Source organism: Clostridium uliginosum (genome assembly GCF_900112485.1).
Lineage (GTDB): Bacteria > Bacillota > Clostridia > Clostridiales > Clostridiaceae > Clostridium > Clostridium uliginosum.
Genome location: NZ_FOMG01000005.1, coordinates 87,963 through 104,288, shown reverse-complemented (window position 1 = coordinate 104,288; position 16,326 = coordinate 87,963). Strand labels below are relative to the sequence as shown.

The following is a 16,326-nucleotide window of genomic DNA, read 5'->3' as shown; positions in this document are numbered from 1 at the left end:
TAATAAACCAAGAGCCTTATATATTTGGTTTATTAGTTTTGTTTTAAGAACGTGTTGATATTGTTATATAACAATATCAATACCATAGCTAAACAAAAAATAAAGTAATATATGGAGGACATATGATATTAATAGGTGAATATAATAACTTAAAAGTAAGTAAAAAGGTTGATTTTGGATATTATTTAGAAGATGAATTCGGAGAAGAAGTGTTATTACCAAATTCAGCTTTAAATGATAAGAGCGTTGAAGAAGGTGATAAACTAAAAGTTTTTGTTTATAGAGACTCAAAGGATAGAATCATTTCAACTCTAAAAACTCCAGAATTAACTGTAGGAAATATAGGACATTTAGAAGTAGTCGGTCAAAGTCCAATTGGTGCTTTTGCAAATTTTGGTCTTGAAAGAGATGCATTTATACCAATTAAGGAACAAGCGTTTAAATTAAAAGTAGGAAAAAAATACTTGTTTTATATGTATTTAGATAAAACTGATAGATTAGCTCTTACTACTAGACTTGATAAATATTTAGAGACACCAGAACCTGATAAATTTAAAGTTTCAGATGAAGTTGATGCTATAATATATGATACTTGTACAAATGGAACATTAAATGTAGCTATAGATAAAAAATATAGAGGCCTAATCTTAGGAAATGAACATTTTGAATATATACATCCAGGTGAAGAGGTAAAGGTAAGAGTTAAAAAGATTTATGACGATGGTACACTTGGAGTTACTACAAGAAAAAAGAGATTAGATGAGAAGGATGTTTTAACTGAAAAGATTCTTCAACATTTAAGAGAAAATGGAGGATTTATGGCTTTTAATGATAAGTCTTCTCCAGAAGATATAAAGAAAACATTTAGTACTAGTAAAAATTATTTTAAAATTGCTCTTGGAGGATTAATGAGACAAAAGTTAATTACTCAAGATAAAGAAGGTACTAGATTATTATAAATTCAGTATTAGAATTTTTAAATATCACATAATAAGAAGATAATATGTATTTGATTAATATTTTTAAATACATATTGTCTTTTTCTTTTAAAAAATTTTGCACAACATTTTTTTACTAATCATATTTTGTAAGACAAGGGATTATAAAGAGAATAATAAACTAGAAATCTTTGACTCATTATTTTTTAAAATGCCTAAGGCATATTAAAGAAAATAACAAGTCAAAGATGCGACGTATATTTTGTGCAAGGGCAAGGAGATGAAATTAACGCATAGCAAGCTATGGGCTGATTTTATTGACGTAGTATGACACAAAATAGACTAGCTGACTTACTTGTTATTTATTTTAATATGCCTAAATACTTATAGAAGGAGAAAGATATGTGTGGTATTGCTGGGTTAGTAAACTTTAATCAAAATATAGTAGAAGATAAAGTAATATTAGAAAAAATGGTAAGCACATTGCAAAGAAGAGGTCCAGATAGTTTAGGCTATTATGTTAGTACAAATGTTTTATTAGGTCATAGAAGACTAATAGTAGTAGATCCTGAGGGCGGAGTTCAGCCTATGACTAAGATGTTTCAAGGTAAAAAATTTACAATAGTATATAATGGAGAACTTTATAATACAGAGGATTTAAGAAAAAAATTAAAGAAAGAGGGATTTGAATTTGATTCGTATTCAGATACCGAAGTATTAATTACTGCATATATATGTTGGGGTAAAGAATGCGTTAATAAGTTAAATGGAATATTTGCTTTTGGAATTTATGATGAAAATAAGAATGAAGTTTTTTTAGCAAGAGATCAAATGGGTGTAAAGCCACTGTTTTATGCAATATGTGATGGTACAATAGTATTTGGATCAGAAATAAAAACAATATTAGCAAATCCCAAAATTAAAAGGGAAATTGATAAAGAAGGATTGACTGAACTTTTTGCATTAGGACCTGCTGTAATACCAGGAAGTGCTGTATATAAAAATATAAAAGAAGTTGCACCTGCAAATTGTTTATTAATATCAAAAGGTAATATTAATCTATGGGAATACTGGAAGGTGGAGGCAAAAGAGTTTAAAGAAACTCCAGAAGAAGCTATATTGCATGTTAGAGAGTTGTTAGTGGATGCAATAAAAAGACAGCTAATAGGAGATGTACCACTTTGCACATTTTTATCAGGTGGATTAGATTCTTCAGCCATTTCAGCTATAGCAGCAAATGAATTTAAAAATCAAGGAAAGATTCTTACAACTTATTCTATAGATTATGAAGATAATGATAAATACTTTAAATCTTCTTTGTTTCAGCCTACATCAGATGAGTATTGGGCAGAAGTAATGGCAAAATTTATAGAAAGTAATCATAAAAGGATCCTTTTAAACCATTCTGATTTAGCAGATGCTTTAAAAGATTCAGTAATTGCAAGAGATTTACCAGGAATGGCAGATATTGATTCATCATTATTACTATTTTGTAAAGAAATCCGTAAGGATTTTATAGTTGGACTTTCAGGAGAATGTGCAGATGAAATATTTGCAGGATATCCTTGGTTTACAAATGATGAAATGTTTTATTTAGATACTTTTCCATGGTCACGCTTTGCGACAGATAGAAAGGCAATAATTAATGAAAATTTAAAGGGCTTACCAATAGAAGAATTGATAAAGTATCAATATGAAAAGACATTAAGTGAGGTGCCACATCTTGATGGTGAAAGCATACGGGATTATAGGATGCGAGAAGTATCTTATATGAACTTAAAATGGTTTATGGTAAATCTTTTAACTAGAAAAGATAGAGTCAGTATGTATAACAGCTTAGAGGTAAGGGTCCCGTTTGCAGATGTTAGGTTAGTAGAATATGCATTTAACTTACCAGCAGATGTGAAGTTATATAAAGGTAGAGAAAAAGGTTTATTAAGAGCTGCATTAGAAGGAATACTACCAAAAGATATTATTTATAGAAAAAAGAGTCCTTATCCAAAGACACATAATCCTGTATATACTGATATAGTGTGTAAAATGATGAATGATATATTAGATAAGAAATCATCACCAATCCATGAGATTATTGATGATAAAACAGTTAAAGAAATAGTTAATAGTAAGGGTACATCATATAAGAGCCCATGGTATGGACAATTAATGACAGGGCCTCAATTAATTGCTTATTTAGTTCAAGTTAATATTTGGCTTGAAGAATATAATATTAATATATTAATTTAAAAGGCTATGTTTTAGCAGAGTGTTGATATTGTTATATTTTTGTAAAGTGGACATTGAAATTGGACTTTTAGAACTCTTAAGTGAGAGTCCAAATTTTATATTTGGTACCTCAAACTTACTTAGCGAATGAATATGAGTCGAGTTTCCTTGAGTATTGTCATCTTTCCTGCTTGTCCAAAGCTTGTCTTTGGAGCAAGCTAAAAGGGGACTATACTCATTTAGACGTTCTTAAGTTCAATTTCTTAGCCCACTTTACAATATATAAAAATATCAACACGGTTTTAAAACATAGCCTTTTAAAACATGAAAAAGAAGCTGCCTCAAATGATTCCTATAATTTTGAGACAGCTTAGTTTATTGATATTTGAATTTTATAGAGATTTCTTTAATTTCACCCTTAGAATTTTTTCTGATGTTAAAGTGTTTTATATCTTGAAAATCATTATTCAGTTGATGAGATAATTCTGTTATAGTAGCTTTAGATTTTTTAGCTAAATCACCATCTTCTATTATTTTAAATCTTGATTTTTTACATGTGGTTTCTTGATTCTTATCATCAATAATAACAAAATATTCTATAGCTTCTTCAATAACCAAATACTCTTTGCTTAAAGTTAAAGTTGAACATAAGTTGTTATCTATACATTTAACTATCATATTAAATGCCTCCTATATAATATTATTATAACGTGCTGTGCTAGTTAAAATAAGTCTATTTTTTAATGATGTTATAAAATTGAAAATATCATATATGATTACTCCCTAGGACTAGAAAAATTGCACTAACAGTTTCTATTGTTTTAAGTTGCATCCATTATCGATTGATCCAAAGACAGAGCTTTGGACAATCAAAAGTGGAACAACTTAAAACAATGAAACAGTAAGCACAAATTTTCAATGCCTACTTCGCAATTATATATGATATTTTCTTTCATGTGTCTTATATGCTTATAATGAGATCGATAAATTTAACTAGCACAATGAGTTATTATACATAAATAGTATTATAAAATTCATGGAATTCATATTAGTAAATATCATAAAATTTTCAATTAAAAATAGTAAAATCTCATAGTTATAAATTTTATTTAATACCTATTATAAATATATGTTAAATTATATAAACTTTGTTTTACAATACAACAATTAATCTGGAGAAATACTGATTTATTTGATATAATTAAAGTTAGGAAAGGGTTGAGTAATTATGGAGATAGGTAGAGTACGAAGTGGAAGTGTAACAGCAGAAAAAAAAATTGTTTCAGAAAAAAAAGATTTTTCACAAAGCTTTAATCATGCTAGAGATAGAAAATCATCAGAACAACTTCGTAAATTGATGGATGATATTAAGAAAAGAGGAAATAAACTTGTATTAACAAAAACATATGTTGATGTTGTTATGTATAAGAAGATGATAAAAGAATATTTAGAATCCATTTTGAAATTCATGTACGATACAAAAAAAGATATTAGTTTTTGGCAAACTCAATACTTTGTTACCGTAGATACTATTGATGGAAAGCTTGAAGAATTGACTAATATGTTAATTGCAGAAGAAAAAGAAAATATAAGTATTGCTTCAACTATAGATGAAATTCAAGGTTTAATTGTAGACATATATAGATAAATATAAAGGAATAATGAATATTATTGAATTACATAAATATGATTTTATAATAGAAAAAAGTAAAAATAACATAAAAAAGTTGAAGATCATATGAATTATTTGAACTTAAGAATACATATGGGGCTGTCTCATAATCCAAATCATTTAATGATATGATGTATATTCAAAAAAAGAAATAGAAATAACATTTGTGTAAGAAGCATTGAAAAATAAGCTTAGAGTTTCTTCATTTGAAGTTGTTCCATAAATGATTGTCCTAATGCATATTAGGAGCAATCTTTTATGGGTACAACTTTAAATGTTAGAAAATCTTAGCAAAACTTTTCTAGTCTTCTTTAATAAATGTTATTTCTATTTCTTTGTTATTACTTCACTTGCTAATTCTGAGACAGCCCCATAAATTTTAAATAAAGAGATACTAAAATGATATTAATATAATACTATGTATTTAATTATTAAATATTGGATATACTTAATTTTGGATTTTAATATAATTGTGGTATGATAGTCATTATTAAATAGATCTTAGGGACGGTGAAAAAAATGAAAAAAATATCAATATTTTTAGTGTCAATTATGTCAATTTTAATGTTTGTAGGATGTGGAACAACCAATATAATGAAAGAAACTAAAGAAATTAATTTTATAGTTCCAGATGGGCTTCCAGCTATATCAGTAGCTAAGATTATAAAAGAAAGGCCAGAAATTCAAAAAGGTTATAAGATTAATTATAATATAGAACAAACATCTGATAATGTAGTTACATCTGTTATGAAGGGAGAAGCAGATGTTGCAATAGTACCTTCAAATTTAGCGGCTACATCTTTTAATAAAAATGGAGATTATAAGATAGGTGCAACTGTAGGCTGGGGATCTTTCTTTATAGTTTCAACTGAAAGTAATCAAACTATTGATGGTTTAAAAGGGAAGGAAGTTTATAATATAGGAAAGGGATTAACTCCTGATATTATAACAAAATCTGTTTTAAAGGATAAAGGAATAGATGCAGATAAGGATATTAACTTTAGTTATGTAGGTGGAGTAACTGAACTTGCACCAATAGTTTTATCAGGTAAAGCAAATTATGCAGTATTACCTGAACCAGCATTATCTACTGTTTTAAGTAAAAAAGAAGATTTGAATATAATTGCAGATCTTAATGAAGAATGGAAGAAAGATAATAACTCAGAATATGGATTTCCACAAGCAACAGTTATAGTTAAAAAAGATTTAATAGAAAATGATAAAAAGTTTGTAGAAAATCTTTTAAAAGAAATTAAAAATAGTACAGTATGGGCATATGAGGATAAGGAAACATTAGGAGATTATTGCGAAAAAATAGGAGTTTCAGCTAAAAAACAGATAATAGTTTCAGCTTTGGACAGAGCAAATATAAAATATATAAACATTAAAGATTCTTACAAAGAATATCAAACTTATTTTAATAAATTAAATGAGTTTGATAGCAAAACAATAGGGGGAAAAGTACCAGATGAAGGGATATACATGGAAAAGTAGAATAAGCATTCTAGGATCGTGTTTATTTTTTCTAACATTATGGCAAGTTTTTTCAATAATAATTAATAATGATATATATCTTCCAAGAGTAGAACAAGTGGTTAATGGTACTAGAGAAATTTTTAGCAATAAGGATTTTTTAAAAATAGTTCTAAGCACTTTCTATAGAACATCCTTATGTTATACTTTAGCTATAATATTGGCTATGATTTTAGGGGTACTAACATTTATGTACCCCTTTTTCAGGTATTTAATGATACCTATTAATGCTTTTGCAAAGACTATCCCAACAATGGTGTTAGTTGTTTTAGCATTAGTTTGGTTTAATAAAGATAAAGCTCCATTTGTAGTTGGTTTTGCTATTACATTACCTATTTTATATGAAGGGATAGTAAGTAGCCTTGAGGGAATAGATGGAAAAATAATAGAAATGTTAAATATATATGAAGTTTCTTTAATTGACAAAATAAAAAATATATATTGGCCTGTTATGAGGTTTTATTTTATCAGTATATTTGTATCTACATTTTCTTTGGCATTTAAGGTGGTAATTGCAGGGGAAGTACATGGACAACCTAAATATGGTATTGGATCAGCAATACAGTTAGAAAAAGTTAATTTTAATACAAGTGGAATATTTTCTTGGATAGTTATTATCGCAATCATATCATTAGTTTTTGAATTAATAAATAAATTTTTAAAGAATAGTGCGTATAGGTGGAAAAACAATGAATATAGAAATTAAAAACTTAAAAAAATCCTATGATGATGAAAAAATTTTTGAAAATTTTAATTTAAAACTTTATGACCAAAAGGTAAATTGTATAATAGGGGGATCTGGATGTGGTAAAAGTACTTTACTAAATATTTTAGCGCAGTTAATATCTATTGATGATGGAGAAATTTTAGGCGTTTGTAGGGAAGATACAAGCTATATTTTTCAAGAAGATAGATTAATAGAATGGCTTACAGTTGAACAAAATTTAAATCTTACTCTTAAAAAATATTATAATATATTAGAGAGAAAAGGTGAAATATGCAATATGTTATCATCACTTGGTATTGAAAACGTAAAAAATAAGTATCCAAGTGAACTAAGTGGTGGGATGAAACAAAGAGTAAATATAGCAAGAGCATTTTTAAAACCTTCAAAGGTTATTTTGATGGATGAACCTTTTAAATCATTGGATTATACACTTAAATATAATATTATAGATGAATTCAAGGATGTAATCTTAAAAGAAAATAGAATGGTAATACTAGTTACGCATGATGTTGATGAGGCTATATATTTTGAAGGAAATATAATAGTGTTAGGAGATAGACCTGTTAAGATAAAAGGATTCTTTAGTGAAAACTTAAAAAAATCAAAAGATGAAATAATAAGTTTAATAGTATAATACACGAGAGGTTAAAGAGAGGAAGATTAGATGATAAAAAAATTTACGGAATTTTATAAACCATATAAAAAATTATTTATTTTGGATTTAATAACAGCATTTGTAGCAGCATTATGTGATTTGGTGTACCCAATGATGACAAGAACACTTGTAAATGACTCTATTCCAAATAAAAATATTAGATTAATAGGTATATTTGCATTGGCATTATTAATTATATTTATAGTAAAAGCCTTGTGCGGATATTTCATGCAATATTGGGGACATGTTGTAGGGGTAAGAATGCAAGCAGATATGAGAAGAGATGTTTTTAAACACCTTCAAAGACTTCCTAATAAGTATTTTGATAATAATAAAACAGGGGACATAATGTCTAGAATTATCAATGATTTAATGGATATTTCAGAACTTGCCCATCATGGGCCAGAAGATTTATTTATATCAATTATCATGCTTATAGGGTCATTTTGTATATTGTATACTATAAATATACCACTTACATTAATAGTATTTGCATTTATACCTCCAATTGTAATCTTCACAATGTATCAAAGAAAAAGAATGAATAAAGCATTTATGAATACAAAGGTAGAAACAGGAGCTGTAAATGCTAATTTACAAAATAGTATTTCAGGAATAAGCATTTCTAAAGCATTTGTAAGTCATAATAGTGAAGAAAAAAAATTTGAGGATGGAAATAAGAAGTTTATAATTGCAAGAGAAAAAGCTTATAAGGTGATGGCAGAGTATTTTGCAGGTGCTGGATTTGGAATTGATATATTAAATTATGTTGGATTAATATGTGGAGGATTATTCACATTTAATGGAATTATAAATGTTGGAGATTTTATTGCATATATGCTATACATAAGACTATTTACAGATCCAATTAAAAAATTAATTAATTTTATGGAACAATTCCAAAATGGTATAACTGGATTTCAAAGATATATGGAAATCATTAACCAAGAACAAGAACAAGACAAGAAGAATGCTGTTAATATGTCAAATGTAAAAGGTGAGATAGAATTTAAAAATGTTAGTTTTAGTTATGAAGGAGAAAAAGTGCTAAAAGATCTTTCAATTAAAATTAATAAAGGGGAAATGTTAGCTTTAGTTGGTCATTCTGGTGGTGGAAAGACAACTATTTGTAATCTTATTCCAAGATTTTATGATGTAAACCAAGGGGACATATTAATAGATGGTAGAAGTATATATGATGTAAGTTTAGATTCTCTAAGAGCTAATATAGGTATAGTACAACAAGAAGTATTTTTATTTACTGGAACCATAAGAGATAACATATTGTATGGAAAGAGCGATGCCACTGAAGAAGAAGTATTGGTTGCTGCTAAAATGGCTAATATTCATGAATTTATTGAAGATCTTCCAGAAGGATATGATACATATATTGGTGAACGTGGAGTAAAATTATCAGGGGGACAAAAACAACGTATTTCTATTGCCAGAGTGTTCTTAAAAAATCCTGCTATCTTAATACTGGATGAAGCTACTTCTGCATTGGATAATGCTACTGAACATATAATACAAGAATCACTTAAAAAGTTATGCAAGGGAAGAACTACTATAGTAGTGGCACATAGATTGTCAACAATTCAAAATGCGGATGAGATAGTTGTGGTTGGGAATAAAGGAATAATTGAAAGAGGAACACATCATAAGTTAATGGAAATAGGTGGTGAGTATAGCAATTTACAAAGTATAGCATCTATTTAATTTTTTGTTAGAACAATAATTAATATAAGTGAATATTTTGATAGAGGAAGTATAAAATATAAGTATATTTTATTTATTGACTTTGAAATTGTATTAAGATAAAATTAAATAAAACATATACCCGATAGGGGTATTTAGGAGGAGCGACTATGATTAAGCATATTAATGATTCAGAATTTGAAAATGAAGTTTTAAAATCAAATGAACTAGTTTTAGTAGATTTTTGGGCTACTTGGTGTGGACCTTGCAAGATGTTAGCTCCATTGGTAGAAGAATTAGCAATAGAATTTAAAAATGTTAAATTTGCAAAAGTAGATGTTGATCAAAATCCATTAGTATCTATGCAATATGGAATTCAAAGTATACCAACTATTAAATTGTTTAAAGATGGCAAACAAGTGGACACATCAACTGGATTTATGCCAAAAGAAGCGATAGCAAGTTTAATTAAAAATAACCTGTAAAGTAAGGTGATTAATTATGCAAACAAGATATGATATAGCTATAGTAGGGAGTGGACCTGCAGGGCTTTCAGCTGCGTTAAATGCCAAAATACGAAATAAGAGTTTTATTATCTTTGGAAGTAAGAATTTAAGTTCTAAATTACAAAAAGCACCTAAAGTTAACAATTATTTAGGATTTTATGGAGTGTCTGGAGAAGAATTAAAAGATAAGTTCTTATCTCATATAGAGGGAATGCAAATAAAGATTCAAGAAGAACGCATAAATAATATTTATGCTATGGGAGAATACTTTGCCCTAATGGTTAATGAAAAGATATATGAAGCTAAAACTGTAATCTTATCTACTGGAGTAGAGTATACAAAAGCTCTTGAAGGAGAAGAAGAATTCCTGGGGAAAGGAGTAGGCTATTGCGCAACTTGTGATGCACCTTTATATAAAGATAAGGTTGTTTCTATAATAGCTTACAATAAAGAAGGAGAAAAGGATGCGTCTTATGTTAGTGAATTAGCCAAATCTGTATATTATATACCTATGTATAGAGGAGAATATAATATAAATGATAGGGTTACAATTATAGAAGATAAGCCAATAAAGATTTTAGGAAATGAAAAAGTAGAAAAATTAGTTTTAAAAGGAAAAGAATTAGAAACAGAAGGCATTTTTTTGCTTAAAGATTCAATTTCGCCTAAACAGTTGGTTCCAGGACTTAAAATAACAGATGGACATGTTGATGTTGATAGAAGCATGAAAACAAATATCAAAGGTTGCTTTGCAGCTGGTGATTGCACAGGAAAGCCATATCAATATATTAAAGCAGCAGGAGAAGGAAATATTGCATCTCTTAGTGCTGTAGAATATTTAGATTCATTAAAGTAAATTATAAAAAGCTGTATTTAGCATTGATTTTGTTAAATACAGCTTTTAAAACATAGCCCAATATTTTAACCATTAGTAGTAATTATTTAATTTCATGTACCTCATTTATTTTTCAAACATCTTATTGCTTTAATTTTTTTATAAAGAGATTCTATATTTGGCTTAATAATTTCTAAACTATAATTATCTTCATAATTTTTATAATATTCAGCTTTGTTTTTCAAGTCAGGAGAATTATTTGAAGAAAATTTTTTGAAATTAGTTAAGCTTTTATTTTTAAAATTAAGTTGATTTATAAAAGATTTATCATCTTCTTGAGTTAAATCTTTTATATTTAACTCATTATTTATAGAGGATGAATTAACATTATTTAAAGCATCTTTAAAGGATTTATTATTAGCTTTTTTCTTTTTATTATAGGATGAAGATTTAAAAAAGCTCCTTTTTAATATTGTATTATCACAATTTACTGCAGTTATCAAATAAGAATTATTATTACAACAATTATCTCTTTCCATCATACCTACCTCCTTTAAATTACTGTATATTATAAATATCGAAATAGATTAGTAAATCTTTACAAAAAAAACACATAATTAATAGACAAAAATTATATATGATGATTTAATAGTTTATAAAGGGTATTTAAAATTTATTCATATAAGCATATTAAAAGAATTGGCTTTGTTTTAAAACCGTTTTGATATTGTTATATAAAGTTCATGGACAGTGAAATTTACTTTGAAAACTCTAAAATGAATATTAGTCCTATTAATGCATGCTCCCAATCAAAGATTATGACAAGCAATTATTAGTACAAATATTCATTAAGAGTTCTACAAAGTAAATTTCAATGCCAGTTCGCTATTATATAACAATATCAACACTCTGCTAAAACATAGCTAAAGAATTAAATATATTATATGAATTTAGGGAGGGTAAAATGAATAATAATGAGAAGGAAGATATTAAAGAATTAAAGTATTTTAAATTGTTAGCAAAACAATATCCTACAATTGCTGCAGCATCTACAGAAATTATTAATTTAGAAGCTATATTAAACTTACCTAAGGGGACTGAACATTTTTTAAGCGATGTTCATGGTGAATATGAGCCTTTTGTACATGTGTTAAGGAATGCATCAGGAGTAGTAAAAAGGAAAATAGAAGATGTATTTGGAAATTCATTATTAGAGAGTGACAAAAAGAGTTTATCAACTCTAATATATTATCCGGAACAAAAGTTAGAGATAGTATTAAAAGAAGAAAAAAATATAGATGATTGGTATAAAATAACGTTAAACAGACTTATAGAACTTTGTAGATATTCATCATCTAAATATACTAGATCAAAAGTTAGAAAGGCATTACCTGTTGATTTTGCTTATATAATAGAAGAACTTTTACATGAACAGTTTAATGAAATAGATAAGCAAGAATATTATGATAGAATAATAACTACAATTATAGATATAGGAAGAGCTAAGGAATTTATTATTGCTTTATCAAAATTAATACAAAGGTTAGTTATTGATAGGCTCCATATAATAGGTGACATATATGACAGAGGACCAAGACCAGATATAATAATAGATACACTTATGGAATATCATTCTGTTGATATTCAATGGGGAAATCATGATATACTTTGGATGGGAGCAGCAGCAGGAGTAAGAACTTGCATAGCAAATGTTTTAAGAATATCTACTAGATATGCAAATTTAGATTTAATAGAAGAAATTTATGGAATAAATCTTTTGCCATTAGCTACATTTGCTTTGAAATATTATAAAAATGATCCATGTGAAGCTTTTATTCCTAAGGTAAAAGAAGACAATGCAGGTGCAAATCAAGAATTAGATTTAGTTTCTAAGATGCATAAGGCTATAACTATACTTCAATTTAAACTTGAAAAAGAAATAATAGATAGACACCCTGAATTTGAATTAGAGGAAAGATTATTATTAAATAAAATAGACTATAAAAAAGGAACAATAACATTAAAAGGAATAGAGTATAAATTAAATGATAATAATTTCCCAACAATAAATGTAGATAATCCTTATGAACTTACTCAAGAAGAAAACATCCTTATAGATAAACTAGTATCTTCTTTTGTAAATAGCGAGAAATTGCAAAAGCATATTAGATTTCTTTTTTCAAAAGGAAATATGTTTCTAAAATGTAATTCTAATCTTTTATTTCATGGATGTATTCCATTAGATGAGAATTCAAATTTTAAAACTATGAAAATATATGGACAAGAGTATAAAGGAAAAAAACTTTTGGAAAAATTTGATTCATTATCAAGAGAAGGGTACTTTGAGGAAGTTGATAGCAAAGAGAAACTTTATGGTATGGATATAATGTGGTATTTATGGACAGGATCTGTCTCTCCTTTGTTTGGTAAGGAACAAATGAGTACTTTTGAAAGGTATTTTATAGATGATGAATCCACTCATATAGAAAAAAAGATTTCATATTATGATTTAAGAGACAGTGAAAAAATGTGTGATATGATTTTAGAAGAATTTGGATTAGATCCTAAAGAATCTAGAATAATAAATGGACATGTACCGGTTAAAAAGAAAGAAGGAGAAAGTCCTATAAAAGCTAAAGGAAAACTTATAGTAATAGATGGGGGATTTTCTAAAGCGTATCAAAAACAAACAGGAATAGCAGGATATACCCTTATATATAACTCATATGGATTACAGTTAGTGTCCCATGAACACTTTTCATCCACAGAGGAATCAATAGTTAAAGAGAAAGATATTTTATCAACTACAATGATTGTGGAACAAAAGGTAAAAAGAAAGCGAGTGGGCGATACTGATATGGGAATGGAGTTAAAAAATCAAATTAAAGATTTAAAATCATTACTTTCCATTTACAGAAAAGGATTAATAAAAGAAATGAGATAAAAAAGGTGATATATTTGGCTATGTTTTAAAACCGTGTTGATATTGTTATATAAAGCTCATGGACAGTAGAATTCATATAGGAAACTCGACTCATATGCATTCGCTGAGTAAGTTCGAGGAACAAAATATAAAATTTTGATTTTCACTTAAGAGTTCTACAAAGCAAATTTCAATGCCAGTTCGCTATTATATAACAATATCAACACTCTTCTAAAACATAGCGAATTATTACTATACTTCTAAATCAGAATCTGTGGAAATTATTTTATTTAAATAGAAATAAAACTCTACACCATTAGGTATATTTTGAAGGCTAAAGTCACTGTTGTGAAGATTTAATATATTTTTAACTATTGATAATCCAAGACCAGTACTATTTTGATGTCGTTCTCTAGATTTATCAATTCTATAAAATTTATCAAATAACTTGTCAATTTCTTCTTCAGGAATATTTATACCTGTATTTTGAATAGATATTTTAAACTTATCATTTTCTTCATAAATACTTACATTAATAGAGTTTCCAGATGGAGTGTATTTAATTGCATTTGTTATAAGGTTAGTTAAAACTTGTTCCATTTGGAAAGTATCAGCGTAGACATAACTATATGGATTTGAAGAAGTAAAATTAACCTTAAGATTATTTTCTTCAAAATATAAACTATGATTTTTAAGTATTTTATTAATTAATCTATTAATATTAAATGATTCTGGATTTGGTTTTATAGTACCAGATTCTAGCTTTGAAAGTTCTAACATATTAGTAACTAGAACACTCATTTTTTTAGATTCACTTATAATAGTGTCTAAGTAAATCATAGCATCATTACCTGAAACTATACCATCTTTAATGCCTTCAGCATATCCTTCAATTATTCCAATAGGAGTTTTTAATTCATGGCTTACATCTGCTACAAACTCTTTTCTCATATTTTCTAATTTTCTTTCTTTCTGAATATCCTTTTCTAACTTTTTATTCTTTTTTTGTAAATCTAATAAAGCTGACTGAAGATTTTTTGATAAGAAATTTAAAGATCTAGCTAAGCTTCCTATTTCATCTTCTCTATCTATAGGACACGAAACGGTAAAATCCATATTAGACATTTTATTAGCTACAGTATTTAAAGTTATTAATGGCTTAGAAATCAAATTAGAGTAAATTGATGAAAGTATAATAGCAATTATCATCAAACCTAAAAATAAGTATATTAAAAATTCATTGATGACTTTAGAAGCTTCTTCTATTGGTTGAATTGATGAAACAGAGATTATTACACTATCATTAGTAGATTTTAAAGATATAGGAGCAATTATCCCAATTTTTTTACTATCATTATCTTTATTATAAAAATCAGTAACCTTAATTTTTGAAGAGTTAACTACATCTAATATAAGAGTTTTATCATTAATTAACTCAGCACAAAATTTAGTTAAGATATCAACATTATCTTTATTTTCAAGTTTACTAGGTAGATACATGAGATCACCATTTAAAGAAAAGATTGCAACTTTAGAGTTGTTATCATTTTCGAATTTTTCAAGAGCTTGGTATAAAGAATAATCATCATTAATTTGATAAGAATATAATGCTTGAAATTTACTAATCTCCTTAACTAAAAGGGAAGTTTTTCTATAGGAATAAAACTTCTCAAACCAAAAGGATTGCAAAATATAAATTAATATCATTAATGCTGATATAAGACAAAGAGTTATACTAAATAATCTTTTGGATAAACTATGTTTCATTATTTCACCTCAAATTTATATCCACTACCACGAACAGTTACTATACAATTTGATTTATCTAATAGCTTTTCTCGAAGTCTTTTAATATTTGTATCTACGGTACGAATATCACCATAATAATCAATTCCCCATACATTATCTAAGATGTTATCACGACTTAAAGAAATCCCCATATTAGTTACTAAATAAATTAAAAGTTCATACTCCTTTGGTGATAAAAGTATATCTACTCCATTAACTCTAACTTCATGAGAGAGCTTATTAATACTAAGACCATTAAAGTTTTGAATACTAGAATCTATATCTTCTCTAGTCCTTTTGAGTAGAACTTTAACCTTGGCTATAAGAACTTTTGGACTAAATGGTTTAGTTATATAATCATCTGCACCATAATCATATCCTTGAAGCTTATCGTCTTCTTCTCCTTTAGCAGTGAGTAAAATAACAGGAACGCTTGAGACTTCTCTAAGCTTTTCAAGCATAGTTAATCCATCCATTTTTGGCATCATTATATCTAAAATTATTAAATCAATCTTTTCTTTGCTGAAAGTTAGTAATCCTTCCTCACCATTTGATGCTTCAAATATATTAAAATTATCTTTCAATAAATAATCTCTAAGTAAGAATCTAATTCTAACCTCATCTTCTACAATCAAAATAGATTTTTTCATTTAATTTTCATCTCCTTATCAAGTGATTCTTAGGTTCAGAGGGAGTTTGTTTATTAGAAATACTATCTCCATTTGAGCCTTAAAAGAACTTATCTAGGTTCATAGCAATGCTTATCCTCCACTTTGATAAAATATGGGATGTTAGCAATGGTAGCAATCGGATAAAAAAATAGTAAATGAG

Annotated in this window: 14 protein-coding genes; 10 read left to right on the top strand and 4 right to left on the bottom strand. The window is 27.3% G+C overall.

The features are described 5' to 3' along the window. Window positions 1-122: 122 nt before the first annotated feature. Window positions 123-959, top strand: a complete 837-nt coding sequence (locus BM027_RS05185) for a CvfB family protein (RefSeq protein WP_090089428.1) — start codon at window positions 123-125, stop codon at window positions 957-959. A 381-nt stretch (window positions 960-1,340) separates the two neighbouring features. Continuing rightward, complete coding sequence (gene asnB / locus BM027_RS05180) at window positions 1,341-3,182, top strand: asparagine synthase (glutamine-hydrolyzing) (RefSeq protein ID WP_090089427.1); 1,842 nt, start codon at window positions 1,341-1,343, stop codon at window positions 3,180-3,182. A 354-nt stretch (window positions 3,183-3,536) separates the two neighbouring features. Here the strand turns inward: asnB and BM027_RS05175 are convergent, their stop codons facing one another. Further along, window positions 3,537-3,839 carry a hypothetical protein gene (locus BM027_RS05175; protein ID WP_090089426.1) on the bottom strand — a complete coding sequence of 101 codons (303 nt, stop codon included), beginning with the start codon at window positions 3,837-3,839 and terminating at the stop codon, window positions 3,537-3,539. Window positions 3,840-4,389: 550 nt separating this feature from the next. Here BM027_RS05175 and BM027_RS05170 point away from each other — a divergent pair. The 7 genes from BM027_RS05170 (at window position 4,390) to BM027_RS05140 (ending at window position 10,805) form a co-directional block, all read left to right on the top strand. Continuing rightward, window positions 4,390-4,809 carry a YaaR family protein gene (locus BM027_RS05170; RefSeq protein WP_090089425.1) on the top strand — a complete coding sequence of 140 codons (420 nt, stop codon included), beginning with the start codon at window positions 4,390-4,392 and terminating at the stop codon, window positions 4,807-4,809. A 543-nt stretch (window positions 4,810-5,352) separates the two neighbouring features. Continuing rightward, complete coding sequence (locus BM027_RS05165; RefSeq protein ID WP_090089424.1) at window positions 5,353-6,327, top strand: ABC transporter substrate-binding protein; 975 nt, start codon at window positions 5,353-5,355, stop codon at window positions 6,325-6,327. Then, window positions 6,302-7,072, top strand: coding sequence for an ABC transporter permease (locus BM027_RS05160; protein ID WP_090089423.1), 771 nt, complete (start codon window positions 6,302-6,304; stop codon window positions 7,070-7,072). The genes BM027_RS05165 and BM027_RS05160 overlap by 26 nt, the downstream gene beginning before the upstream one ends. Then, window positions 7,056-7,727 carry an ABC transporter ATP-binding protein gene (locus BM027_RS05155; protein ID WP_090089422.1) on the top strand — a complete coding sequence of 224 codons (672 nt, stop codon included), beginning with the start codon at window positions 7,056-7,058 and terminating at the stop codon, window positions 7,725-7,727. The genes BM027_RS05160 and BM027_RS05155 overlap by 17 nt, the downstream gene beginning before the upstream one ends. Window positions 7,728-7,757: 30 nt before the next feature. Beyond that, entirely contained in the window at window positions 7,758-9,464 is a 1,707-nt protein-coding gene (locus tag BM027_RS05150; protein ID WP_090089421.1) for an ABC transporter ATP-binding protein, read from the top strand. 149 nt (window positions 9,465-9,613) lie between these two features. Then, a complete protein-coding gene (gene trxA / locus BM027_RS05145) occupies window positions 9,614-9,928 on the top strand; it encodes a thioredoxin (protein WP_090089420.1) in 315 nt (104 codons plus the stop codon). 16 nt (window positions 9,929-9,944) lie between these two features. Continuing rightward, complete coding sequence (locus BM027_RS05140) at window positions 9,945-10,805, top strand: NAD(P)/FAD-dependent oxidoreductase (protein ID WP_090089419.1); 861 nt, start codon at window positions 9,945-9,947, stop codon at window positions 10,803-10,805. A 101-nt stretch (window positions 10,806-10,906) separates the two neighbouring features. On the opposite strand, the gene BM027_RS05135 is transcribed toward BM027_RS05140, so the two are convergent. After that, a complete protein-coding gene (locus BM027_RS05135; protein WP_139209535.1) occupies window positions 10,907-11,326 on the bottom strand; it encodes a hypothetical protein in 420 nt (139 codons plus the stop codon). Between the two features lie 422 nt (window positions 11,327-11,748). On the opposite strand from BM027_RS05135, the gene BM027_RS05130 reads away from it, so the two are divergent. Then, complete coding sequence (locus BM027_RS05130; protein WP_090089417.1) at window positions 11,749-13,728, top strand: fructose-1,6-bisphosphatase; 1,980 nt, start codon at window positions 11,749-11,751, stop codon at window positions 13,726-13,728. A 231-nt stretch (window positions 13,729-13,959) separates the two neighbouring features. Here BM027_RS05130 and BM027_RS05125 read toward each other — a convergent pair whose 3' ends face one another. Further along, window positions 13,960-15,474 (bottom strand): sensor histidine kinase, encoded by a 1,515-nt coding sequence (locus tag BM027_RS05125; protein ID WP_090089416.1) that lies wholly within the window; start codon window positions 15,472-15,474, stop codon window positions 13,960-13,962. Next, window positions 15,474-16,145 (bottom strand): response regulator transcription factor, encoded by a 672-nt coding sequence (locus tag BM027_RS05120; protein WP_090089415.1) that lies wholly within the window; start codon window positions 16,143-16,145, stop codon window positions 15,474-15,476. Before BM027_RS05120 ends, BM027_RS05125 begins: the two co-directional genes overlap by 1 nt. Window positions 16,146-16,326 lie beyond the last annotated feature (181 nt).

Bases quoted from the DNA above. Each gene is read 5' to 3' on its own strand.
- BM027_RS05185 (WP_090089428.1), top strand. From the start codon at position 123: ATGATATTAATAGGTGAATATAATAACTTAAAAGTAAGTAAAAAGGTT.
- asnB (WP_090089427.1), top strand. From the start codon at position 1,341: ATGTGTGGTATTGCTGGGTTAGTAAACTTTAATCAAAATATAGTAGAA.
- BM027_RS05175 (WP_090089426.1), bottom strand. From the start codon at position 3,839: ATGATAGTTAAATGTATAGATAACAACTTATGTTCAACTTTAACTTTA.
- BM027_RS05170 (WP_090089425.1), top strand. From the start codon at position 4,390: ATGGAGATAGGTAGAGTACGAAGTGGAAGTGTAACAGCAGAAAAAAAA.
- BM027_RS05165 (WP_090089424.1), top strand. From the start codon at position 5,353: ATGAAAAAAATATCAATATTTTTAGTGTCAATTATGTCAATTTTAATG.
- BM027_RS05160 (WP_090089423.1), top strand. From the start codon at position 6,302: ATGAAGGGATATACATGGAAAAGTAGAATAAGCATTCTAGGATCGTGT.
- BM027_RS05155 (WP_090089422.1), top strand. From the start codon at position 7,056: ATGAATATAGAAATTAAAAACTTAAAAAAATCCTATGATGATGAAAAA.
- BM027_RS05150 (WP_090089421.1), top strand. From the start codon at position 7,758: ATGATAAAAAAATTTACGGAATTTTATAAACCATATAAAAAATTATTT.
- trxA (WP_090089420.1), top strand. From the start codon at position 9,614: ATGATTAAGCATATTAATGATTCAGAATTTGAAAATGAAGTTTTAAAA.
- BM027_RS05140 (WP_090089419.1), top strand. From the start codon at position 9,945: ATGCAAACAAGATATGATATAGCTATAGTAGGGAGTGGACCTGCAGGG.
- BM027_RS05135 (WP_139209535.1), bottom strand. From the start codon at position 11,326: ATGATGGAAAGAGATAATTGTTGTAATAATAATTCTTATTTGATAACT.
- BM027_RS05130 (WP_090089417.1), top strand. From the start codon at position 11,749: ATGAATAATAATGAGAAGGAAGATATTAAAGAATTAAAGTATTTTAAA.
- BM027_RS05125 (WP_090089416.1), bottom strand. From the start codon at position 15,474: ATGAAACATAGTTTATCCAAAAGATTATTTAGTATAACTCTTTGTCTT.
- BM027_RS05120 (WP_090089415.1), bottom strand. From the start codon at position 16,145: ATGAAAAAATCTATTTTGATTGTAGAAGATGAGGTTAGAATTAGATTC.